The 22,565-nt window shown below is 70.4% G+C and carries 16 protein-coding genes and 2 riboswitches; of the genes, 11 read left to right on the forward strand and 5 right to left on the reverse strand.

The features are described 5' to 3' along the window. Positions 1–65: 65 nt before the first annotated feature. The 4 genes from prsR (at position 66) to AC1VNM_RS04200 (ending at position 6,676) form a co-directional block, all read left to right on the forward strand. Entirely contained in the window at positions 66–1,433 is a 1,368-nt protein-coding gene (gene prsR / locus AC1VNM_RS04185; RefSeq protein ID WP_483105976.1) for a PEP-CTERM-box response regulator transcription factor, read from the forward strand. 45 nt (positions 1,434–1,478) lie between these two features. After that, the gene (gene prsT / locus AC1VNM_RS04190) at positions 1,479–4,379 is read left to right on the forward strand and encodes an XrtA/PEP-CTERM system TPR-repeat protein PrsT (RefSeq protein WP_483105977.1); all 2,901 of its coding nucleotides are present in this window, start codon (positions 1,479–1,481) and stop codon (positions 4,377–4,379) included. Positions 4,380–4,454: 75 nt separating this feature from the next. Next, entirely contained in the window at positions 4,455–5,759 is a 1,305-nt protein-coding gene (locus tag AC1VNM_RS04195) for a PilZ domain-containing protein (protein ID WP_483105978.1), read from the forward strand. Next, entirely contained in the window at positions 5,756–6,676 is a 921-nt protein-coding gene (locus AC1VNM_RS04200; protein WP_483105979.1) for a S1 family peptidase, read from the forward strand. Before AC1VNM_RS04195 ends, AC1VNM_RS04200 begins: the two co-directional genes overlap by 4 nt. A gap of 60 nt (positions 6,677–6,736) precedes the next feature. Here the strand turns inward: AC1VNM_RS04200 and AC1VNM_RS04205 are convergent, their stop codons facing one another. Beyond that, entirely contained in the window at positions 6,737–8,182 is a 1,446-nt protein-coding gene (locus tag AC1VNM_RS04205) for an MFS transporter (protein ID WP_483105980.1), read from the reverse strand. Positions 8,183–8,451: 269 nt separating this feature from the next. On the opposite strand from AC1VNM_RS04205, the gene AC1VNM_RS04210 reads away from it, so the two are divergent. Continuing rightward, complete coding sequence (locus AC1VNM_RS04210) at positions 8,452–8,730, forward strand: hypothetical protein (RefSeq protein WP_483105981.1); 279 nt, start codon at positions 8,452–8,454, stop codon at positions 8,728–8,730. 212 nt (positions 8,731–8,942) lie between these two features. On the opposite strand, the gene AC1VNM_RS04215 is transcribed toward AC1VNM_RS04210, so the two are convergent. From AC1VNM_RS04215 to gcvT, 4 genes are all read right to left on the reverse strand, one after another. After that, complete coding sequence (locus AC1VNM_RS04215; protein WP_483105982.1) at positions 8,943–10,334, reverse strand: L-serine ammonia-lyase; 1,392 nt, start codon at positions 10,332–10,334, stop codon at positions 8,943–8,945. A gap of 134 nt (positions 10,335–10,468) precedes the next feature. Beyond that, positions 10,469–13,360, reverse strand: coding sequence for an aminomethyl-transferring glycine dehydrogenase (gcvP, locus tag AC1VNM_RS04220; protein WP_483105983.1), 2,892 nt, complete (start codon positions 13,358–13,360; stop codon positions 10,469–10,471). A 72-nt stretch (positions 13,361–13,432) separates the two neighbouring features. Beyond that, positions 13,433–13,804, reverse strand: coding sequence for a glycine cleavage system protein GcvH (gene gcvH / locus AC1VNM_RS04225; RefSeq protein WP_297524138.1), 372 nt, complete (start codon positions 13,802–13,804; stop codon positions 13,433–13,435). 88 nt (positions 13,805–13,892) lie between these two features. Further along, positions 13,893–15,026, reverse strand: a complete 1,134-nt coding sequence (gene gcvT, locus AC1VNM_RS04230) for a glycine cleavage system aminomethyltransferase GcvT (RefSeq protein ID WP_483105984.1) — start codon at positions 15,024–15,026, stop codon at positions 13,893–13,895. A 65-nt stretch (positions 15,027–15,091) separates the two neighbouring features. After that, positions 15,092–15,212: riboswitch (glycine riboswitch) on the reverse strand. A 10-nt stretch (positions 15,213–15,222) separates the two neighbouring features. Then, a riboswitch (glycine riboswitch) is annotated at positions 15,223–15,326 on the reverse strand. A gap of 100 nt (positions 15,327–15,426) precedes the next feature. Between gcvT and AC1VNM_RS04235 the strand changes: the two genes are divergently transcribed. The 6 genes from AC1VNM_RS04235 to xerD all read left to right on the forward strand — a co-directional run bounded on the left by AC1VNM_RS04235 (position 15,427) and on the right by xerD (position 22,387). Continuing rightward, entirely contained in the window at positions 15,427–16,374 is a 948-nt protein-coding gene (locus AC1VNM_RS04235; protein WP_483105985.1) for a hypothetical protein, read from the forward strand. Positions 16,375–16,424: 50 nt separating this feature from the next. Further along, a complete protein-coding gene (locus tag AC1VNM_RS04240; RefSeq protein WP_297524135.1) occupies positions 16,425–17,084 on the forward strand; it encodes a response regulator in 660 nt (219 codons plus the stop codon). Between the two features lie 8 nt (positions 17,085–17,092). Further along, entirely contained in the window at positions 17,093–18,586 is a 1,494-nt protein-coding gene (locus AC1VNM_RS04245; protein ID WP_483105986.1) for an ATP-binding protein, read from the forward strand. Between the two features lie 378 nt (positions 18,587–18,964). Then, positions 18,965–19,549, forward strand: coding sequence for a hypothetical protein (locus AC1VNM_RS04250; protein WP_483105987.1), 585 nt, complete (start codon positions 18,965–18,967; stop codon positions 19,547–19,549). Between the two features lie 131 nt (positions 19,550–19,680). Then, positions 19,681–21,276, forward strand: a complete 1,596-nt coding sequence (locus AC1VNM_RS04255; RefSeq protein ID WP_483105988.1) for a DegQ family serine endoprotease — start codon at positions 19,681–19,683, stop codon at positions 21,274–21,276. Positions 21,277–21,388: 112 nt separating this feature from the next. Beyond that, positions 21,389–22,387 (forward strand): site-specific tyrosine recombinase XerD, encoded by a 999-nt coding sequence (gene xerD / locus AC1VNM_RS04260; RefSeq protein WP_483105989.1) that lies wholly within the window; start codon positions 21,389–21,391, stop codon positions 22,385–22,387. Positions 22,388–22,565: the final 178 nt, after the last annotated feature.

Consider the following 22,565-nt stretch of genomic DNA (forward strand, 5'->3'; position numbering starts at 1 on the left):
GCACGGCCGCCCGAAGGCGGCACGCCCTCCCTCCCGAAGGGTCCCGCGAAGCGGCGGGAGTCCACATGAGCGCTCAACCTCCCGCATTGCTGATCGTCGAGGACGACCTCGCGCTGCAGAAGCAGCTGAAGTGGTCGATGGACCGCTTCGAGTCCGTCACCGCCGATGACGTCGCCAGCGCGGTGCTGCAGTTCCGCCGGCACAAGCCGCCGGTCGTCACGATGGACCTCGGGCTGCCGCCCGACCAGGACTCGACCTCCGAGGGCTTCAAGCTGCTCGAGAAGCTGATCGAGCTCGAACCCGGCACCAAGATCATCGTGCTCACCGGCCAGAACGACCAGAGCAACGCGCTGCGCGCGATCCGCATGGGCGCCTACGACTTCCTGGCCAAGCCGGTCGATCCGGACGTGCTGGTGCTGACCGTCGAGCGCGCGATGCGCCTGCATGAGCTGCAGCAGGAGAACCAGCGGCTGCTCACCCAGCAGGACGGCGAACCCACCGGCAAGCTGCTCACGCGCGACGCGCAGATGCAGCGCATCTGCCGCACCGTCGAACGCGTGTCCGGCAGCGACGCCACCGTGCTGCTGCTCGGCGAGAGCGGCACCGGCAAGGAAGTGCTGGCGCAGTCGCTGCACGACGCGTCCAAGCGCAAGGGCCGCTTCGTCGCGATCAACTGCGCGGCGATCCCCGAGGCGCTGCTCGAGAGCGAGCTCTTCGGCTACGAGCGCGGCGCCTTCACCGGCGCGACCAAGACCACGGTCGGCAAGATCGAGACCGCGCACGGCGGCACCCTGATGCTCGACGAGATCGGCGACCTGCCGATGTCGCTGCAGGCCAAGCTGCTGCGCTTCCTGCAGGAACGCAGCATCGAACGCCTGGGCGGGCGCCAGGAGATCGCGGTCGACGTGCGCATCGTCGGCGCGACGCACCAGGACCTGAAGGCCAAGATCGAGCAGGGCCTGTTCCGCGAAGACCTCTTCTACCGCCTGGCGGAGATCGTTGTCGACATCCCGCCGCTGCGCGATCGCGCCGGCGACGCGGTGCTGCTGAGCCATGCCTTCCTGCGCCGCTTCTCGTCGGAGCAGCGCCGCCCCATCCTGCGCCTGGCCGACGACGCGATCCGCGCGGTCGAGGCCCACCGCTGGCCCGGCAACGTGCGGGAACTGCAGAACGTCATGAAGCGCGCGTCGATCATGGCCGACGGCGACCGCATCACCGCCGACGACCTCAACCTGCCGGTGCCCGCCGGCGGCGAAGTGCCGGCGGACGCGGCCGACCTCGACCTGCGCACCGTGCGCGAGCGCGCCGAGCGCCAGGCCGTCGTGGCCGCGCTGGCCCGTACCGACGGCAACATCGCCAAGGCCGCCGACCTGCTGGGGGTCAGCCGGCCGACGTTGTACGACCTGATGGCCCGCCTCGGCGTCAAGGCCTGAGCATCGATCACCCGACAGACCACCCGACAGCGAAAGAGACGACGCATGTCCCGCAAGCCTGAGAACACCAAGATGACCGGACCCTTGCCTGCCCCCCAGACTGCTGACTGCGGCGTGGCGGACGCCGGCCTTTCCCGCGACGGCCGCCGCGCGTTGCGGCGCGGCGCGACCGCGCTGGCGCTGGGCTCGGCGCTGCTGCTGGCCGGTTGCTTCGGCGAGTCCGCGCAGGACCTGGTGAAGTCCGCCAAGGGCCACCTGGAGAAGCGGGACAACAAGGCCGCGATCATCCAGCTCAAGAACGCGCTGCAGAAGGACGAGTCGCTGGCCGAGGCGCGTTACCTGCTCGCCAAGGCGCTGCTGGACAGCGGCGATGTCGCCGGCGCGGCGATCGAGGCCGGGAAGGCCAAGACGCAAGGCTTCGGCGGCGACGCGCTGGTCGCGCTGCAGGCGCGGCTGCTGCTGATGCAGGGCAAGGTCGACGAGCTGCTCGGCCAGTACGGCAACGCCCATCTGCAGAACGCCGCCGACGAAGCCGATCTGCAGATGACGCTGGTCGGCGCCTATGTCGCGAAGCAGAAGATGGCCGAAGCGCGCAAGGCCGCGGACGCGGCGCTGCGCGCGACGCCCGACAGTGCGGCGGTGCGCCTGGTCAACGTGCGTCTGCTGACCAGCGAGGGCAAGCTGCCCGAGGCCCGCGCCGAGGTCGAGCGCGTGCTGGAGAAGTCGCCGCAGTCGGCCGAGGCCTGGCAGCTCAAGGGCGAGCTGCAGGTGCTGGCCGAGGCGCCATCGGCGGAACCGGTCGCGAGTTTCCGCAAGGCGCTGGAGCTCGACAAGAAGCTCGTCGGCGCGCATGCCGGCCTGATCAACCAGCTGATGCGCGCCGGTGACAAGGCCGGGGCCAAGGATGCCGTCGCCGCGATGAAGGCGGCCGCGCCGCAGCACCCCCAGACCTACTACTACGCCGCCGTGTTCGCGATGGACGCGGGCCAGGTCAAGGAGGCGACCGACCTCACGCAGGCCTTGCTGAAGGTGGCGCCGAACAACGAGCGCGCGCTCTTCCTGGCGGGTCGGGTGGCGCAGGCCAACGGCGACTTGCGACAGGCCGAGTCGCAGTACAGCAAGGTCATCCAGGCCGCGCCCGAGGCGCAGCCGGCACGCGTCGCCCTGGCGCAGCTGCAGTTGCGCGGCGGCGATGCCGAGCAGGCGATGACCACGCTGCAACCGGCGCTCGATGCGAAGGTGGCCTCGTCGGAGGCGCTCGCGCTGGCCGCCGAGATCCGGCTCAAGCAAGGGCAGGGCGGCGAGGCCGAGCGCTTCCTGGCGCGCGCCGCCGAGGCCAACCCGAACGACGTGCGCAGCCGCGTCGGGCTGGCGCTCAACCAGATCCAGAAGGGCCAGGAAGCGGCCGGGCTGGCCGCGTTGCGCCAGCTGGCGGCCGAGGACAAGGGCACCGTGGCCGACATCGCGCTGATCAGCGTGCTGGCGCGCAAGAAGGACGATGCGGGCGCCTCGCAGGCGATCGCGGCGCTGGAGAAGAAGGATCCCAAGTCCGCGACGCCCGCCGAGCTGCGCGGCCGCCTGGCGCTGCTGCGCGGCGACCGCGCGGGCGCGCGGGCGAGCTTCGAGGAAGCGGTCAAGCGCGACCCGGGCTCGATGACCGCGGCCAACAGCCTGGTCGCGCAGGACCTGCAGGACCGCAAGGCCGAGGACGCCGTCAAGCGCTATGAAACGGTGCTCAAGGCCGAGCCGAAGAACCTGCGCGCGGAGATGGCCCTCCTGGGTCTGAAGCTGACCCACAAGCTGATCGACAGGGACGCGGCCGTCAAGCGCCTGACGGAACTCGCCAAGCAGCATCCGGACGACGCGACGCCGCGCCAGGCGGCGGTCGGCCTGCTGATGGAGAAGAAGGACTTCAAGACGGCGCTGTCGCTGGCCCAGGAAGGCGTGACGGCGAGCCCGGACAACCCGGCGCTGGTCGACCTGCTGGGCCAGGTGCAGGCCGCCACGGGCGACCGCCAGCAGGCGATCAGCAGCTTCAACAAGGTCGCGACCTTGCAGCCCCGCTCGCCGCTCGGTCCGCTGCGGCTGGCGGATCTGCATGCGCAGGCGGGCGACAAGGCGGCTGCGACCGCGGCGCTCAAGCGTGCCCAGGCCATCGCGCCCGGTGATGGAGAGCTGGCCCGCAAGGTGGTCGAGAAGAGCCTGCAACTGGGACTGCCCGACCTGGCGCTGACGGCGGCCAAGGGCCTGCAGACGGCGCAGCCGAAGTTCGGGCTGGGCTGGAAGCTCGAGGGCGACATCGCCCGCGCGCGCAAGGATGCACCGGCCGCGATCGCGGCCTACCGCAAGGCGGATCAACTGGCCGCGGACGCCGGTGCGAAGGTGCCCAACACCGAGCTCGCGATCGCGCTGCACAGTGTGCTGATCGAGTCCGGCAAGAAGGACGAGGCGGACCGCTGGGCCGCCGCGTATCTGGCGAAGTTCAAGTCGGACGAGCTGTTCACGTATCACCTCGGCGACGTGGCGCTCAACGCCGGCCGTTATCCTGAGGCCGAGCAGCGGTACCAGGCGGTGCTGGCCGCCAATCCGGACAATGCGGCGGCGGCCAACAACGTCGCCTGGCTGCGGCTGCGGGCCGGCAAGGCGGATGAGGGCTTGAAATTTGCCCAGCAAGCGAACAAGCTCCGTCCCAACGTGCCGCCGTACATGGACACGCTGGCCGAGGCGCTGGCCGCCAAGGGGCAGAACGCCAAGGCCATCGAGGTGCAGAAGGACGCCGTGAAGCAGGCGCCGACCATTCCCGCGTACCGGCTGCGCCTCGCGCAGCTCTACGTGGCGGGTGGCAACAAGGGCGAGGCCGAGGCGGAACTCAAGCGCCTGGCAGACCTGGGACCGAATTTCGAGCAACAAGCCGAGGTGCGCAAGCTGCAGGCCGCGATCCGTTGAGGCGTCCGATCCTGAGGTCGATCGCCGCGGGGACCGCGTAACGGTGGCACCACCGCGCCCGGGGAGGGGACGGTCATGAGCCAGATTCGACGATCCAGCCTGCGCAAGCGGCTCCATCAGGGGCTGCGGCGCCTGTTCTCGTCGCTCCCGAAGCCGATGCGCTTCGCGGTCTACCGGCGCATGGTGGATTGCGATCCCGCGCCGTCGGAGCGCCTGGAGCTGAAGGTCGCGGACACGCAGGAGGAACTCGACGCCTGCTTCCGCATCCTGCACGACGCCTACGTCGGCAGCGGCTTCATGAAACCCGACCCGAGCGGCCTGCGCGTGACGATCTATCACGCGCTGCCGACGACCACGACGCTGTGCGCCAAGTACGACGGCCAGGTGGTGGGCACCATCTCGATGGTGCGCGAGGGCGTCTTCGGCTTCCCGCTGCAGTCGGTCTTCGACCTCGAGGGGGTGCGCGCCAAGGGCGGCAAGGTCGCGGAGATCTCGGCGCTGGCGATCGCGCCCGCGTTCCGCAAGACCGGCGGCGCGATCCTGTTCCCGCTGATGAAGTTCATGCACCAGTACTGCACCGAGTACTTCGACACGCGGCACCTGGTGATCGCCGTGAACCCCGACAAGATCGAGCTCTACGAGGCGCTGCTGTCCTTCACGCGGCTGCGCGAGCAGACGGTGGCCGAGTACGACTTCGCCAACGGCGCGCCCGCGGTCGGCGCGACGCTGGACCTGCACGAGGCCGACGCGCTGTTCGAGCGCCGCTACCGCGGTCGCCGGCCGGAGAAGAACCTGCACCACTACTTCTTCCGCCACCGGCTGCCCAACATCCGGCTGCCGGAGCGCCGCTTCCACACGACCAACGACCCGGTCATGACGCCGGCGCTGCTCGACCACTTCTTCAACCAGGTCGTGCCGGTGTTCCCGACGATGGACGACCGCAAGAAGGCGCTGCTGTGGTCGGTGTACCGCGACGACGCGCAGTTCCGCGAGGTGTTGCCGATGCTCAGCGGCGGCGGCCAGGACCTGGGGCGTTCCTTGCGGCAATACCCGCGCTACTCGATCCGCTGCCCGGGCCACCTCGACATCCGTGCCGCCAACGACAGCCAGCTGGGGCATTTCGACCTGGATGTGATCGAGGTGTCGGCGCATGGCTTCCAGGCCGAGTGCGACCACGACCTGCCGCTGAACCAGGACGGCACGGTGGAGATCGAGCTCGGCCACAACGAGACCGCGCACGTGACCGCGCGCGCGGTGCGACGCAAGGACACCGAGCAGGGCAGCTTCTACGGCTTCCGCATCGACGAACCCGACCGCCATTGGCGCAGCTTCGTCTCCACGCTGGAGATGGGCACCACGACGAAGGACCTGGCCGCATGACTGGCAGTACCGTTCCGATGTTCGACCCGATGTCCGACCCGATGTCCGATCCGACGTCCGATCCCGTGAATGAGCCGAGCAATCGCGGCATGCGTGCCACGGCGCCGAGGCGCCGCGAGCTGCTGGCACTGGGCGCGGGGGGCGCCCTGGGCATGGCGGGACTGTTCGGCGCGTCCGCGCCGGCGCGGGCGCAGGAGATGTCCAACACGCTGCCCGACCTGATCGACCGCAGTCGGCAGGCCGTGGTGGCGGTGGGGACCTTCGCGGCCACGGACAACCCGCGCTTCGGTTTTCGCGGCACGGGTTTCGCGGTCGCCGACGGCCGGCGCATCGTCACCTGCGCGCACGTGATCCCGAACCCGATCGAGAAGGACCTGATGATCACCGTGCCCGCGGTGGGTAACGCGTCGGGGCAGCCGCAACTGCGGGCCGTGAAGCTGCTGCGCCGCGACACGGCGCGCGACCTGGCGATCCTGGAACTGGCTGACGACAAGGGCGCGCTGGTCGACGTGCTGCCCCTGGCCGAAACCGACGGCGACCAGCCCGTGGTGCGCGAGGGCGCCGCCGTGGCGCTGATGGGCTATCCGATCGGCACGGCGCTGGGCGTGACGATGGCGACGCACCGCGGCACCGTGGCCGCGATCACGCGTGCGGCGCTGCCCGCGCCGACCTCGAACACGCTGTCCGAGCGCGCGGTGCGCCAGCTGCGCGAAGGCGCGATGGAATTCCTGCAACTCGACGCGACGGCCTATCCGGGCAACAGCGGCGGTCCGCTGCTGGACATCCGTACCGGCAAGGTGGTGGGCATCGTCAACATGGTGGTGCTCAAGGGCACGCGTGAATCGGCGCTCAGCGCGCCGAGCGGCATCACCTACGCGGTGCCGGTGAAGTACGTGTGGCCGCTGCTGGGCAAGTGATCGGCGAAGTCAACGTCGGAGTCGTCCCGAAGTGAGGGGCGCGACTGGGCCGACAGGCCCTCACCCCGGGTGCGCCACCGGCGCCGCTGCGTCGGCTTGCGGCGCCGGCTCGCGCAGCAGCAGCGCGAGCAATCCGCCGGATGCAGCGAACACCGCGCCGACCGCGAAGGCCACGCGATACCCGCCCGCCAGCGCCGCCGGCATCGCGGCGCCCATCGCGCCGAGTTCCGCCGTCTGTGCCGCGGCCAGGCTGGCCAGCACCGCCAGTCCGAGCGATCCGCCCATCATGAAGGACGTGTTCACCACGCCCGAGGCCAGCCCGGACTCGCTCGGCGCGACCTCGCTCATCGCCGCCAGCAGCACCGGATTGAACGCGACGCCGGCGCCCAGCCCCAGCAGCAGCATCCCAGGCAGCACGTCCAGCCAGAAGCCGCCGTCCGCCGGCGCGCGCGCGAACAGCGCCAGCCCCAGCGCCGCCAGCAGCAGCCCGCCGCACAGCGGCTTGCGCAGCCCCAGTTTCATGACCAGCTTCGCCGACAGGCCCACCGAGAACACCGCCATGATCAGGTTGGCCGGCAGGAAGCCCAGGCCGACGTGCATCGCGTCGTAGCCCAGCACCAGCTGCATGTACAGCGCCGACAGGAAGAACCACGCGAACATCGCCGCGGCCCACAGCACGCCGATCACGTTGGACACGGCCACGGAGCGCAGCCGGAACAGCGACAGCGGCATCAGCGGGTGCGCCACCTTCGTCTCCAGCACGAGGAAGGCGGCCAGCAGCGCCACGGCCGTGCCCATCAGCCCCAGCGTGCGCGCCGAGGTCCAGCCGGCCTCGTTGCCGTTGACCACCGCGTAGACCGCCAGCATCAGCGACAGCGTGACGGTTACCGCGCCGGCCCAGTCCAGCGTCTCGTCCGGCGCGGTCGGTCCACCGCGCTCGATGAGCCACAGGCACAGCCCGATCACGACCACGCCGATCGGCAGGTTCACCAGGAAGATCCAGTGCCAGCTCAGCGTGCTGGTCAGCAGCCCGCCCAGCAGCACGCCGATGCTGCCGCCGCCCGCGCAGACGAAGCCGTAGACGCCCATGGCCTTGGCGCGTTCGCCGGGCTCGGTGAACATGTTCATGATCAGCGACAGCGAGATCGCCGATACCACCGCCCCGCCCAGCCCCTGCACGGCGCGCGCCGCGATGAGCAGCGCCTGCGTGTGCGCCAGCCCGCAGGCGGCCGACGCGGCCGTGAACAGCGCCAGTCCCGCCAGGAACATGCGCCGGTGGCCGTGGAGGTCGCCCAGCCGGCCGCCCAGCAGCATGAAGCCGCCGAAGGTCAGCATGTAGGCGTTGACGACCCAGACCAGCGAGGTCTCGGTGAAGCCGAGGTCGGCGCGGATCGAGGGCAGCGCCACGTTCACGATGGTCGTGTCCAGCACGATCATCAGCACGCCCAGGCACAGCACGCCGAGCGCCAGCCAGCGGCGCCGCTTCGGATCAAGGTGAGAGGTCATGGGCAGGAGGAGGTGTTGAACCGAGGGTGTCTGTCCCCACGACGGGCGGGCCGCCGTGACATCGACACGGACGCGTTTGTAGCAGCGGGCGAGGGGGCGCCGCCAGTGCCGTTCGCCTGCCCGGCGGTCGGTGCTGTCACCGGCTGTCAGCTGTCGGTCGATCGCCTACGCGGCCTGCCGGCTTCGTTGCACCGCGCGATGCGGCATGCACGTCTGCCGCCTGAACGCACTGAGGCGGAACATTCGTTCCATCAACCGGGGGGCATCACATGAGCACCACCAAGTACCTGCGAGCGATCCGCACCGAACGCAACAGCAGTTTCAAGACCGCGATCCTGCTGAGCAGCCTGGCCATCGGCGCCGGCCTGATGTTCAGCGCGGTCCAGGAAGCACGCGGCGCGACGCCGGTGACCGACACCTTCCCGGTGACGGTCACGAGCGCCCGCATGGTGTCCGATGCCCACCTGAGCTTCGGTTCCGCGATCCCGTCGCCGGCCGGCGTCGTGCCGGGCAGCGGCACCAAAACCGACAGCGACACCGCACCGTGACGATCAGCGACCCAGGCTGATCCGATCCCGGTCCGGTCTTCCCGTCAGGAAGCCTGCGTCGTCGTCATGGGACGGACGCCTGGCAGGGAGATCCGGACCCACCGTTTGCTCGAGTGCTGACAGTTTTCGCCGCCTGACTCGCGATTGATTCCGGCAAGCCGTACCGCCGGGGCACGCGAATCGGCCTCCCCCTCTGACACGTCGGCGGCGTGTCAGCACTCGACAATGTTCACCGCGAGACCGCCCCGGGCGGTCTCCTTGTACTTGGTCATCATGTCGGCGCCGGTCTCGCGCATCGTCTTGATGACCTTGTCCAGGCTGACGTGGTGGGTGCCGTCGCCGCGCAGCGCCATGCGCGCCGCGTTGATGGCCTTGACCGACGCGATCGCGTTGCGCTCGATGCAGGGGATCTGCACCAGGCCGCCGACCGGATCGCAGGTCAGTCCCAGGTGGTGCTCCATGCCGATCTCGGCCGCGTTCTCGGTCTGCGCCGGCGTGCCGCCCATCACCGCGCACAGCGCCGCGGCGGCCATCGAGCAGGCCACGCCCACTTCGCCCTGGCAGCCGACCTCCGCGCCCGAGATCGACGCGTTCTCCTTGTAGAGGATGCCGATCGCCGCGGCCGTCAGCAGGAAGTCGACGATGCCGTCCTCGTTGGCCGAATGGACGAAGCGCGCGTAGTAGTGCAGCACCGCCGGCACGATACCGGCCGCGCCGTTGGTGGGCGCCGTCACGACGCGGCCGCCGGCGGCGTTCTCCTCGTTGACCGCCAGCGCGTAGAGGTTGACCCAGTCCATCACCTGCAACGGATCGCGCAACGCGGCCTCCGGATGGGCGATCAGGTCGCGGTAGAGCGCGGCCGAGCGGCGCTTCACCTTGAAGCCGCCGGGCAGGATGCCCTCGGTGCGGCAGCCGCGCTGGACGCAGTCCTGCATCACCTGCCAGATCTTCAGCAGGCCGGCGCGGGTCTCCTCGTCGGTGCGCCAGTGGCGCTCGTTGCGGCGCATGATCTCGGCGATCGAGCAACCTTCCTTCTCCGTCAGTTCGAGCAGCTCGGCGCCCGACCTGAAGGGGTAGGGCAGGACGGTGGTGTCCGGCGCGATCTGCTTCTGCTTGCTGCCGTCCGCGAGCACCTCCTCGCTGACAACGAAGCCGCCGCCCACCGAGTAGTACACGCGGTTCTGGATCTCGTTGCCGTCGGCGTCGTAGGCGATCAGCCGCATGCCGTTGGCGTGCAGCGGCAGGCTCTGGCGGCGGTACATGACGAGGTCGCGCGTCTCGTCGAAGGCGACGACGTGCTCGCCGCCCAGCGCGAGGCGCTTGTCGTTGCGGATGCCCTCGAGGACGCCGGGGATGGCCTCGATGTCGACGGTGTCGGGCTCGTGCCCGGCCAGGCCGAGCAGCACCGCCTTGTCCGATCCGTGGCCTTTGCCGGTCGCGCCGAGCGAGCCGTACAGCGCCGTGGCGACGCGCACGGTGCGATCGAGCACGCCCTCATGCCGCAGGCGCTGCACGAACATGCGTGCCGCGCGCATCGGACCGACGGTGTGCGAGCTCGACGGCCCGATGCCGATCTTGAACAGGTCGAAGACGGAAACTGCCATGGCGGACCTCGTGGGTGGCTCTTGCGGATGTGGAACGCCCGCCCGCGTCGCTCGTGACGCGCGGGGCCGGACGGCCTGGATGGAAACTAGGCCAAAAAGAAGGCCGCGTCAGCGGCCTTCGTCGATCACCCTGATCACTCGTCGGCGTAGGCCGAGAGCGGGGGGCAGGAGCAGACCAGATTCCGATCGCCGTACACGTTGTCCACGCGGCCGACCGGCGACCAGTACTTCACGTGGCGCAGCGCCGGCACCGGGTAGGCGGCGTCGTCGCGGCTGTAGCCGTGGGACCACTCGGTCTTGAGCAGGCTCTCGGCCGTGTGCGGCGCGTTGACCAGCGGGTTGTCCGTCTTCGACCAGGCGCCGGATTCGACCTTCGCGATCTCCTCGCGGATCTGGATCATCGCGGCGATGAAGCGGTCCAGCTCGAACTTGGATTCGCTTTCCGTCGGCTCGACCATCAGCGTGCCCGCGACCGGGAACGACAGCGTCGGCGCGTGGAAGCCGTAGTCGATCAGGCGCTTGGCGACGTCCTCGGCCGAGATGCCGCTGCTGTCCTTGAGCGGGCGCAGGTCCAGGATGCACTCGTGGGCCACGCCGCCGCCCTTGACGCCGTCGATGTTGCCGCTGAAGTGGATGTCGAAGTGGTCCGACAGGCGCGCGGCCACGTAGTTGGCCGACAGGATCGCGGTCTCGGTCGCGGCCTTGAGGCCGACCTCGCCCATCATGCGGATGTACATCCACGAGATCGGCAGCACCGCCGCGTTGCCCAGCGGCGCGGCACTGACGGCGCCGATGGCGGTCTTCTCGCCCAGGCCGGCCGAGCGGTGCGCCGGCAGGAAGGGCACGAGGTCCTCCACCACGCAGACCGGGCCGACGCCCGGGCCGCCGCCGCCGTGCGGGATGCAGAAGGTCTTGTGCAGGTTCAGGTGGGACACGTCGCCGCCGAACTGGCCGGGCGCGGCGATGCCGACCAGCGCGTTCATGTTGGCGCCGTCGACGTACACGCGACCGCCGTGTTCATGCACCAGCGCGCAGATCTCCTTGACGTGCGTGTCGAACACGCCGTACGTCGAGGGGTAGGTGATCATGATCGCGGCCAGGTTGGCGCTGTGCTGCTCGCACTTGGCCTTCAGGTCGGCCAGGTCGATGTTGCCTTCCTTGTCGCACTTGGTGACGACGACCTGCATGCCCACCATCTGCGCGGAGGCCGGGTTGGTGCCGTGGGCCGATTCCGGGATCAGGCAGATCTTGCGGTGCGCGTCGCCGCGCGACTCGTGCCAGGCCTTGATGATCAGCAGACCGGCGTACTCGCCCTGCGAGCCGGCGTTGGGCTGCAGCGAGACGCCCGCGTAGCCGGTGGCCTGGCACAGCCAGGCGGTGAGCTGCTGGTCGAGCTGCGCGTAGCCCTGCAGCTGGCTCTGCGGCGCGAACGGGTGCACCTGCGCGAACTCGGGCCAGGTGATGGGGATCATCTCGCTGGTCGCGTTCAGCTTCATCGTGCACGAGCCCAGCGGGATCATGCTGCGGTCCAGCGCCAGGTCCTTGTCGGAGAGCAGGCGGATGTAGCGCAGCATCTCCGTTTCGGAGTGGTGGATGTTGAAGATCGGATGCGTCAGATAGGCGCTGGTGCGCGACAGCGCCGCGGGGATCAGCGTCGAGGCCGAGGCGCCGCCGAACGCATCCGCGACCGGCTTGCCTTCGGCGAAGACCGTCAGCAGCGCCTGGATGTCGGCGCGCGTCGTCGTCTCGTCGAGCGTCAGGCTGATGCTGTCCTCGCCGGCCTGGCGCAGGTTCATGCCGGCGGCGACGGCGGCGGCCAGCACCGGGCCGGTGTGGGCGCCGGTCTTCACGTGCAGCGTGTCGAACGAGGTCTCGTGCACCAGCGTCAGGCCCAGCGCCTTCAGGCCCTGCGCCAGCACGGCGGCGTAGGCGGCGACGCGCTGCGCGATGCGCTTCAGGCCTTGCGGGCCGTGATAGACGACATACATGCTGGCCACGACGGCCGGCAGCACCTGCGCGGTACAGATGTTGGAGGTGGCCTTCTCGCGGCGGATGTGCTGTTCGCGCGTCTGCAGCGACAGCCGGTAGGCGGGCTTGCCGTGCGAGTCGACGGACACACCGACCAGGCGGCCCGGCAGCGAGCGCTTGAACTCGTCGCGGCAGGCCATGTAGGCGGCGTGCGGGCCGCCGGCGCCCATCGGCATGCCGAAGCGCTGCGTGGTGCCCACGGCGATATCGGCGCCTTGCTCGCCGGGCGATGCGATGAGCGTCAGCGCCAGCAGGTCGGCCGCGACGACCAGCAGGCCGCCTTGTGCATGCACCGCGTCGGCGATCGCCTGCAGCGGGCGCACCACGCCGGTCACGCCGGGGTATTGCACCAGCGCGCCGAAGCATTCGGTCTTGCCGGCGTCCTCGGCCTTGCCGACCTGGACGGTGATGCCCAGCGGCTCGGCGCGCGTGCGCACGACTTCCAGCGTCTGCGGCAGCACGTCGTCGGCGACGAAGAAGATCTGGCTCTTGCTCTTGCCCATGCGCGCGGCCAGCGTCATGCCTTCGGCGGCGGCGGTGGCCTCGTCCAGCATCGACGCGTTGGCGATGGCCAGGCCGGTCAGGTCGCAGACCATGGTCTGGAAGTTGACCAGCGCTTCCATGCGGCCTTGCGAGATCTCGGCCTGGTAGGGCGTGTAGGCGGTGTACCAGGCGGGGTTCTCGAGGATGTTGCGCAGGATCACGCCCGGCGTGATCGTGCCGTGGTAGCCCTGGCCGATGAAGCTCTTCAGGATCTGGTTCTTGCCCGCGATGGCCTTGAGCTCGGCCAGCGCCTGCGACTCGGTCACGGCGTCCGGCAGGTCCATCTTCGCGGCGCGCTTGATGGCGGCCGGGACGATGGCGTCGATCAGCGCGGCGCGCGACGCGGCGCCGATGGCCGAGAGCATCAGCGTCTCGTCATGGGCGTCGGGACCGATGTGACGGGCGTGGAACTCGGCAGCGTTTTCAAGTTCGGCGAACGAGGGCAGGGCGGACATGGCGGGGCGATCCTGGAGAGAAGAATTCATTGCCGCAGGGCCCGAGGGGCCCTGCGTGCATCGCTCAAGCGATTAGCTGTTCTTGACCAGCTCGTCGTAAGCCGTCGTGTCCATCAGGGCATCCAGCTCCGACGGATCCGACAGCTTGACCTTGAAGAACCAGCCCGTCTTCAGCGGATCGGTGTTGGCCAGCGACGGGTCGGCGCGCAGCGCCTCGTTGACTTCGACGATCTCGCCGGACACCGGCGCGTAGACGTCGGCGGCGGCCTTGACCGACTCGACCACGCCGGCCACTTCCTTGGCGGCGAAGGACTTGCCGACGTCCGGCAGGTCCACGAACACGACGTCGCCCAGCGCGTCCTGCGCGTGGACCGTGATGCCCACGGTGGCGATGCCGTCGGTGGTATCGACCCACTCATGGTCGGGCGTGTACTTGATGCTCATGGAGAGGCTCCGTGCGTCGGAAAGTTGAAAGGGGAATCTCGAGGGTGAGCTCGAGGGAATCGAAGGACGTGTGACCCGGGATTGCGGATCAGCCGCGGAAGTATCCGTTGGGCGTGAACGGCGTGGAAGAGACCGTCATCGGGGTGCGCTTGCCGCGGACCTCGGCGAACAGCTCGGTGCCCAGCGCGGCGTAGGGCGTCTGCACATAGGCCAGCGCCACCGGCTTGCCCACTGTCGGGCCCAGCGTGCCGCTGGTGACGACGCCGATCTCCAGACCGTCCGCGTTGACGAGCTTCGCGCCTTCGCGCACGGGCATGCGCTCCGAACTGACCAGACCCACGCGCTTGCGCGCGGGGCCTTCGGCGAACTGCCTGTCGATGACCGCGGCGCCCGGATAGCCGCCCGCGCGGGCGCCGCCGGCGCGACGCACCTTCTGGATCGCCCAGGTCAGCGAGGCTTCGATGGGGGTCGTCGTCGTGTCGATGTCGTGGCCGTACAGGCACAGGCCGGCTTCCAGGCGCAGCGAGTCGCGCGCGCCCAGGCCGATGGGCATCACTTCCGGCTGGGCCAGCAGCTTGCGGGCCAGTTCCACCGAACGGTCGGCGGGGACCGAGATCTCGTAGCCGTCCTCACCGGTGTAGCCCGAGCGGGTCACGAAGGTCGGGATGCCGTCCAGCTCGAAGAAGCCGCCGGTCATGAAGACGAGCTTGGCCACCTCGGCGTTCAGGCGCGACAGCGCGGTGACGGCCTGCGGGCCCTGCAGCGCCAGCAGCGCCTGGTCCGGCAGCGGGCGCACCTCGCAGCGGCCCGACAGGTGCTTGCGCATGTGCGCGATGTCCTGGTCGCGGCAGCCGGCGTTGACCACGACGAACAGGCCGTCCGTGCGGCGCGCGACCATCAGGTCGTCGAGGATGCCGCCGTCGTCGGCGGTGAAGAGCGCGTAGCGCTGCTTGAACATCCCGAGGTCGACGATGTCGACCGGCACCAGCGTTTCCAGCGCCGCGGCGGCGTCGTCGCCGACCAGCAGCACCTGGCCCATGTGCGACACGTCGAACAGGCCGGCCTGGGCTCGCGCATGCTTGTGTTCGGCCATCACGCCGGCGGGGTACTGGACCGGCATGTCGTAGCCGGCGAAGGGCACCATCTTGGCGCCGAGTTCGACGTGCAGCGCGTGCAGCGGGGTCTTGTGCAGGGGGGCGTTCAAGGACTGATCAGCGGACATGTCTCGCTCCGAGGGCATTCGTCATGACCACCCCGACTGTGAACCGGTCACGTCAAGGTGGGGGAGATGCCCTCGCTGTCCGCTTTACCTGAGAGATTGGCCGTCGGCGGTTGACCGGCGGCTTGCCCCTTCGGTGGACGGGCTCGACCCAAAGGGTCCGCCCCGCCTCTCTCCAGTGAGGACGCCCGATGTCTCGAGCGTTTCGTCAGTCCTTTTGCCTGAGCGTTCGCAGCGTGGGATCACCTGTGCCACTGCGCCTTCGGCGGCTCCCGCGAGGGAGCTCTCTCCTGACAGGCGCGCATTGTAGTCATGGAATCGGTCCGCCTCGCGACCGTCTGGTTTGCAGGTGCTCCGCGCCGTCATCTGCACACAGGGGGAACGGCCCGATGGACGGGCAGGAATGGAAACCCTCGACATGCCGGTCATCTCATCGATCTTTTCGTTGTTCACGCGTTGCCTGGGCCTCGATGCCAAGGCCGACAGCCACGACCTGAAGTCTGCCTGGAGCGCCGCGAGGCGGGAGGGACCGGCGCCGGGCAGCAAGGAGGCGTCCGAGCGCCGGCGACTGCTGTCCCTGGGCGTGGCGGCCTGGCGGGCCGGACTGAGGCCGGTGGCCGGGCTGGAGCCCGGATCCCGATCCGGCGTGTTGCGCCGCCCCGGCGATCCCTGGGCCATCGCCGCCGGACCCGGCGCGGGGCAGGACGGCGATCTGCTCGTGCGTCTGGCCGACGCGGTGCTGAACCAGGGGATCGGCGGCGTGGCGGTGCCGGTCCGCCAGGAACCCGATCCGAGGGTGGCGCCGGGGCACCGCTCGCTGGTCGAGCGCCTGCTCGGCGGGCCGTGCTCGGTGGACCGGGAGCTCACGGGCCATGGCCGGTTGCGGATCCGGACAGGGCCGCTGCCGGCGCCGCCGGGCCAGTTGCCGCGTGGGATCGAACTGACGATCGAGGTGGACGGTGAACTGCGCAGCAGGAAGTCCCTCTCCGTGCATGCGCTGCCGACCGGCAAGGCGGTCCGGTTCGCGAGCGGCCTGCGGGACGCCATCGCGCTGGCCAGGCGATGCCGCTCGCCGCGCGAGGACGCCGAGGACCATGACGGCCTGGCCGTGATCCATGAGCGCCAGCGGGACCTCGTCCAGATCCGCTGCGTGATCGAGCAGCTGCGTGCGGGGACATCGCCCAAGGAGGCGGGGGCAGGCTTTGCCGCCCGGCGCCGGAGAACGCCCTCGCCGGCGAAGGATCTGCCGCTGCCGCCGCCCCCACCGCTCCCGATCGCGCCGTCGCGCGACTGGCGTGCGCCCGCGGTCCTCGAGGCCGGCCCCGTGCGACGGCGCCCCGCGGACGCCTGACCGGCCGCTCGCGGCCGCGGTCGCCTCGGCGCGCGTGCACAATCGTGCCCATGCGACTCCTGCTGGTGGAAGACGACCTGATGATCGGCGAGCAGCTGCTCGAGCTGCTGCGTGCCGAGGGTTACGCCGTGGACTGGGTGCGTGACGGCGAGATCGCCGACACCGCGCTGCAATCCCAGACCTACGACCTGGTGATCCTGGACCTGGGCCTGCCCAGGCGCGACGGCATGAGCGTGCTGCAGGCGCTGCGCGGCCGCAAGCAGGCGGTGCCGGTGCTGATCGCCACCGCGCGCGACGCGACCGCCCAGCGCGTGGCCGGGCTGGACGCCGGCGCGGACGACTACGTGCTCAAGCCCTTCGAGCTCGACGAGCTCCTGGCCCGCATCCGCGCGCTGCTGCGCCGTGCCGCCGGCCGCGCGGAGCCGGTCTACGAGCACATGGGCGTCAGCATCAATCCCGCCACGCGCGAGGTCACCGCCAACGGCCATCCGGTCACGCTGTCGCAGCGCGAGTGGGCGGTGCTGGAGCCGCTGCTCGCCCGTCCGGGCATGGTGCTCTCGCGCCAGCAGCTCGAGGAGAAGCTCTACGGCTGGAAGGACGAGATCAGCAGCAACGCCGTCGAGGTCTACATCCACGGCCTGCGCAAGAAGCTCGGCGCGGAACTGATCCAGAACGTGCGCGGCGTGGGCTATCGCGTGCCCAAGGAATGAAGGCGGACGTGAAGGCGGACGTGAATGCGGACATGAAGGCGGACGCGAATGGCGGCGTGAAGGCGGACGCCGGCTCCGGCGCGGGCCGCCGCGGCCGGCTGGCGCTGCTGCCGCGATCGCTGCGCTACCGCCTGCTGCTGTTCCTGCTGGGCGCGGTGCTGACCGGCGCGCTCGCGCAGGGCATGAGCGCCTACCGCAACGCGCTGATGGAGACCGACGAGATCTTCGACTACCAGATGCAGCAGGTGGCGCTGTCGCTGCGCGCGGGCATGGGCACGGGGCTGCCGCTGCCGCTCGGCGAGGAGCAGAGCATCGACCTGATCGTGCAGGTCTGGGGCCTGGACGGCACGCCGCTGTACCGCTCGGCCGGACCGGACTGGCTGCCGCAGCGCGCGGTGCTGGGCTTCTCCAACGTCGCGCTGCGCGGCAAGCGTTATCGCGTCTTCGCGGTGCAGGGGCGCTTCCAGGTCGTGCAGGTGGCGCAGGACATCGCCGTGCGCCAGCGCATGGCCGGACAGCTGGCCTGGCGCACCGTGCTGCCCACCGCGCTGATGCTGCCGATGCTGGCGCTGGTCGTGTGGTGGGTGGTGTCGCACTCGCTGGCGCCGCTGGAGCGGGTGCGCCAGCAACTGTCGCGCCGCGCCGCGCAAGACCTGGCCCCGGTCGACGAGGAGGACCTGCCGGCCGAGGTCCAGCCGCTGGTCACCGAGCTCAACGCGCTGCTGGACCGGGTGCGCCAGGCCTTCGAGCAGCAGCAGCACTTCGTCGCCGATGCCGCGCACGAGCTGCGTTCGCCGCTGGCCGCGCTGAAGCTCCAGCTGCAGTCGCTGCGCCGCGCGCCGGACGAGGGCGCGCGCGTCCAGGCGCTGGAGAAACTCGGCCTGGGCATCGACCGGGCGTCCCACCTCATCGAGCAACTGCTGGCACTGGCCCGCCAGGACAGCGCCAAGGCACAGGCGCCGGCGCAGCCGATCGCGCTGGACGTGCTGTGCCGCGATGCCGTCATCGACGGCGCGACGCTGGCGCAGGCGCGCGGCATCGACCTCGGCATGGAGCGCTGCGACGCGGTGCTGGTCGACGGCCATCGCGAGGCACTGACGATGCTGCTGCGCAACCTGCTGGACAACGGCATCAAGTACGGCCGCGGCCGCGTGGACCTGAGCCTGGAGCGCAGCGGCGGCCAGGCCTTGCTGGTGGTCGAGGACGACGGCCCCGGCATTCCCGACGCGGAGCGCGGGCGCGTGTTCGACCGCTTCTACCGGTCCGAATCGCAGGCGCAGCAGGCGCCGGGCAGCGGGCTCGGACTGGCGCTGGTGCGCAGCATCGCCGACGACCACGGCGCCACGCTGCGGCTGGGGCACAGCACCGCGCTGGGCGGACTGCGCGTCGAGCTGGCGATGCCGCTCTCCCGCGCGCCGCTGGCCGCGTCCCCGCCTCCGTCCGGATTGCCGCCGGGGCCGCCGCCCGGGCTGCTGCCGCCTTCATCGCCGCCGCCCGCCTGACCGGCAGCGGCATGGGCATCCGCATCCGCATCCGTATGGCCACCACGCGTGCCCGATCGCGCGCCAGCGCCGGACGCGATGTCGCGAGGGAACCGGGTGTCTTCCCGCTCCCACCCATGAAGGACCTCAACGCTTCGCGAAAGGTCTCTCATGCTCATTCCGTCCGCTGGATTCGCCTCGACGCGTTTCCTCTCCGCGTTGAAGTCGCCTGAGTCCTGGCCCGCAGCCGAAACGCCCCAAACGTCCCGAACGTCCCGAACGTCCCAAACGCCTGACCCGCATGGTCGGATCGCGCCCGGCGGCGAGCGCCCGCGCGGCCATGACGCCAACGCACCCGCGCGGCCTCGTCCGAGGGGCGCGAGCCTGCGCAAGTCCCAGTTGAGCACCCCCCGGGCCTCGCCGCCGCACGACACGCCGGTGGCCGTGGGGCCGACGACTCTGGCGGCGGTTCCGCGCGCTTGCACGTCGCGGCAGGAAGCGCAGAAAGCGCAGGAAGCTGAGGACACGGCGTGGACGGCCCGGTTGCTGACGCCCTGGCGCCAGACCGCCATCCGCAGCCTCACCGCGCGCATGACGGCGCCCACCGGGGTGAAAGGCTGGTTGCGGCGGGTCTTCGGGCCGAAGCACAGGGCCGTGGAGCCGCTGGCGATGTCGCTGGTCGCGCCCGTGCTCGATGAGCTGCCCAAGCACTGGGCACCCGCTCGGCGACGCGAGGTCGGCGCCAGGCTCTGCGGGGACTGGATGCAGGCCGCCTTCGACGGCCTGGACGACGCGGGTCGACGCCGATGGGCCCGACGCGTGAGCGGCGGCGACGGCTCGTTCCAGGACACGCTGAAACGCCATGAGCAGCTGTGCGCCGGGATCACCCAGCAGAACGCGTGCTGGCGGGGCAACGAGCGGCTGCTGGTCACGCTGCAGGTGCTCGGCGCCATGCGCGACACGGCATCGTCGACGGGCCGCTGAAAACGGCACCGGAAGGGCGCCTGCCGCGGATTAAGAGCGACCTAAGCCAAGCTGCTCAAACTTCAAGCCATCGAGTCGGCGCCAAGGCGTCCCGCACTGGTCGCCGACTCCCAGTGAATCTGGAGGTTCAGATGGCTCAAGTGGAGAAGATGATTCCGGTGAAGAAACTCGTGTGGGCGCTGGCCGCGGCTGGCGTGCTGGGGGCCGCGGGCGGTGCGCTCGCGATGCGCAATGCGAAGCTGATGCCGGTCGCGCAGACCTCGGCGCCGGCGTCGACCGACGGTGTCTCGACGTCGAACGGCGACACCCAGGTGGCCGCGGCCACGACGCCGCTGGCGAATGCCGCCGCGCCGGCCGGGAACTTCACGTCGCCGCCCGCGGGCATGCCCGACTTCGCGCAGATCGCCGCGGCGCAGGGCCCGGCGGTCGTCAACATCAGCGTGTCGGGCACGGTCAAGACGCGGGCCGCGCGTGCGCCGCAGATCGATCCCGACGATCCCTTCTACGAATTCTTCCGCCGCTTCGGCGTGCCCGGCATGCCCGGCGGCCCCAACGGCGGCGGTGAAGGCGGCGGCAGTCGCGAGATCCGCGGCCAGGGCTCCGGCTTCATCGTCAGCGCCGACGGCGTGATCCTGACCAATGCCCACGTCGTGCAGGACGCGCAGGAAGTGGTCGTCAAGCTGACCGACCGTCGCGAGTACCGCGCCAAGGTCCTGGGCAGCGACAAGTCGACCGACGTCGCCGTCCTGAAGATCGAAGCCAAGAACCTGCCCACCGTCCGCCTGGGCGCGACCAAGGACCTGCGCGTGGGCGAATGGGTGCTGGCGATCGGCTCGCCGTTCGGTTTCGAGAACAGCGTCAGCGCCGGCGTGATCAGCGCCAAGGGCCGCTCGCTGGGCCCGGACGAGAGCCGCGTGCCGTTCCTGCAGACGGACGTCGCGATCAACCCCGGCAACTCCGGCGGCCCGCTGTTCAACGCGCGGGGCGAGGTGGTCGGCATCAACTCGCAGATCTACAGCGCGTCGGGCGGCTACCAGGGCCTGTCGTTCGCCATTCCGGTGGAGGTCGCCAACAAGGTCCGCCAGCAGATCGAGAAGGGCGGCAAGGTGCAGCACGCCAAGCTCGGCGTGATGGTGCAGGAGGTCAACCAGGGCTTCGCCGACTCCTTCAAGCTGGACCGCCCGGAGGGCGCGCTGGTCGCCAACGTCGAGGATGACGGCCCGGCCGCCAAGGCCGGCCTGCGCTCGGGCGACGTGATCCTCGGTTTCAAGGGGCAGCGCATCGTGTCCAGCGGAGATCTCCCGGCGCTGGTGGACCAGTCGCTGCCCGGCGACAAGGTCGACATCGAGGTCTGGCGCGGCGGCAAGCGCGAAACGATCACCGCCACCCTCGGCGATGCGAACGAGAAGGGCGCCAAGCTGGCCAAGGTCGGCGGCGGCGATGCGGACGCCGATCACGCCAAGCTGGGCCTGGCCCTGCGCCCGCTGCAGCCCGAGGAGCGCCGCCAGCTCGGCACCCGCGACGGCCTGCTGATCCAGGAAGTGGGCGAGGGCAGCGCCGCGGCGCGTGCCGGCGTGCGTCCCGGCGACGTGCTGCTGGCGGTCAACGGCACGCCGGTGCAATCGCTCGATCAGGTCCGCAGCGCGGTCAAGGGCGCGGAGAAGTCGGTCGCCCTGCTGGTGCAGCGCGGCGGCGACAAGATCTTCGTGCCGGTGCGCATCGGCTGACGCGCGGCGTCTCCCTCTTTCCCGGTCCCCAACCAACCGCTGCCTGTGGCGGTTGCTCCGTAGGGCCCGCGCGTGGTGGCGCGGGCCCTTTTTTTCGCGCATCATGCGCGGCATGTCGTCGTCCCCCTCCCCGTCGTCCCCCTCCCCGTCGTCCCCCTCCCCGTCGTCCCCCTCCCCGTCGTCTTCCAGCACCGAACCTCTCGCTCCTTCCGCCGCGCGCGAGCGCAGCGGCCGGGCCGTCGATGCGTTCATCGAATCGCTCTGGATCGAGGAAGGCCTGTCGCGCAACACGCAGTTGGCCTACCGGCGCGACCTGCAGCTGCTCGCCGACTGGCTGGCCACGCAACGGGACCGGACGCTCGACCAGGTCGAGGAACTCGACCTGATGGGCTACGCCGCGGCGCGGCATGACGGCGGCAAGGCCAGTTCGGCGAACCGGCGGCTGTCCGTCTTCAAGCGCTATTTCCGCTGGGCGCTGCGGGAGCGCCGCATCGAGCGCGACCCCACGCTCAAGCTGATCACCGCCAAGCAGCCGATGCGCGTGCCCAAGACGCTGTCGCAGCAGCAGGTCGAGGCGCTGCTCGACGCGCCCGACGTGGGCACCGCGCAGGGCCTGCGCGACCGGGCGATGCTGGAGCTGATGTACGCCAGCGGGCTGCGCGTGACCGAGCTGGTGACGCTCAAGAGCGTGCACGTGGGGCTGCGCGAGGCCGTGCTGCGCGTGACCGGCAAGGGCGACAAGGAACGGATGGTGCCGTTCGGCGAGGAGGCGCACACCTGGCTGATGCGCTATCTGCGGGAAGGGCGGCCGCAACTGCTCGGCATGCGCGGCACCGACGACCTCTTCCTCAGCCGCTTCGGCCAGGCCATGACGCGGGAGAGCTTCTGGCGCATCGTCAAGAAGTACGCGCTCATCGCGGGGATCACGAGCCCGATCTCGCCACACACGCTGCGGCATGCATTTGCCACCCACCTGCTCAACCATGGCGCGGATCTGCGGGCGGTCCAGCTGTTGCTGGGCCATGCGGACCTGTCGACCACGCAGATCTACACACATGTGGCGCGGGAGCGCCTCAAGGCCTTGCACGCGGCGCATCACCCGAGGGGATGAGGGAGCGCGGGCGGGGCGCGCCGAACCGTGTTGGACGGTGACCGCACCAAACGGCTATCCACGCTTCCCTGGATCGTTGGCCAGGCCCGTTTCGAGGCCTTGCCCCGCGCGATTCTCCCGCCCCATGTTCGAAAACACGCTCTTCCATTCCTCCTTCGCCTCCGCTGTCGGCTGGGGC

The sequence above is a fragment of the Mitsuaria sp. MSU3D genome (assembly GCF_056867975.1).

What these genes read in the sequence shown, in the direction of transcription:
- AC1VNM_RS04215 (WP_483105982.1), bottom strand. Translation starts at nt 10,334, where the DNA reads ATGGCAGTTTCCGTCTTCGACCTGTTCAAGATCGGCATCGGGCCGTCG.
- prsT (WP_483105977.1), top strand. Translation starts at nt 1,479, where the DNA reads ATGTCCCGCAAGCCTGAGAACACCAAGATGACCGGACCCTTGCCTGCC.
- gcvT (WP_483105984.1), bottom strand. Translation starts at nt 15,026, where the DNA reads ATGTCCGCTGATCAGTCCTTGAACGCCCCCCTGCACAAGACCCCGCTG.
- AC1VNM_RS04240 (WP_297524135.1), top strand. Translation starts at nt 16,425, where the DNA reads ATGCGACTCCTGCTGGTGGAAGACGACCTGATGATCGGCGAGCAGCTG.
- AC1VNM_RS04205 (WP_483105980.1), bottom strand. Translation starts at nt 8,182, where the DNA reads ATGACCTCTCACCTTGATCCGAAGCGGCGCCGCTGGCTGGCGCTCGGC.
- AC1VNM_RS04235 (WP_483105985.1), top strand. Translation starts at nt 15,427, where the DNA reads ATGGAAACCCTCGACATGCCGGTCATCTCATCGATCTTTTCGTTGTTC.
- AC1VNM_RS04195 (WP_483105978.1), top strand. Translation starts at nt 4,455, where the DNA reads ATGAGCCAGATTCGACGATCCAGCCTGCGCAAGCGGCTCCATCAGGGG.
- xerD (WP_483105989.1), top strand. Translation starts at nt 21,389, where the DNA reads ATGTCGTCGTCCCCCTCCCCGTCGTCCCCCTCCCCGTCGTCCCCCTCC.
- AC1VNM_RS04210 (WP_483105981.1), top strand. Translation starts at nt 8,452, where the DNA reads ATGAGCACCACCAAGTACCTGCGAGCGATCCGCACCGAACGCAACAGC.
- gcvP (WP_483105983.1), bottom strand. Translation starts at nt 13,360, where the DNA reads ATGTCCGCCCTGCCCTCGTTCGCCGAACTTGAAAACGCTGCCGAGTTC.
- AC1VNM_RS04255 (WP_483105988.1), top strand. Translation starts at nt 19,681, where the DNA reads ATGGCTCAAGTGGAGAAGATGATTCCGGTGAAGAAACTCGTGTGGGCG.
- gcvH (WP_297524138.1), bottom strand. Translation starts at nt 13,804, where the DNA reads ATGAGCATCAAGTACACGCCCGACCATGAGTGGGTCGATACCACCGAC.
- AC1VNM_RS04200 (WP_483105979.1), top strand. Translation starts at nt 5,756, where the DNA reads ATGACTGGCAGTACCGTTCCGATGTTCGACCCGATGTCCGACCCGATG.
- prsR (WP_483105976.1), top strand. Translation starts at nt 66, where the DNA reads ATGAGCGCTCAACCTCCCGCATTGCTGATCGTCGAGGACGACCTCGCG.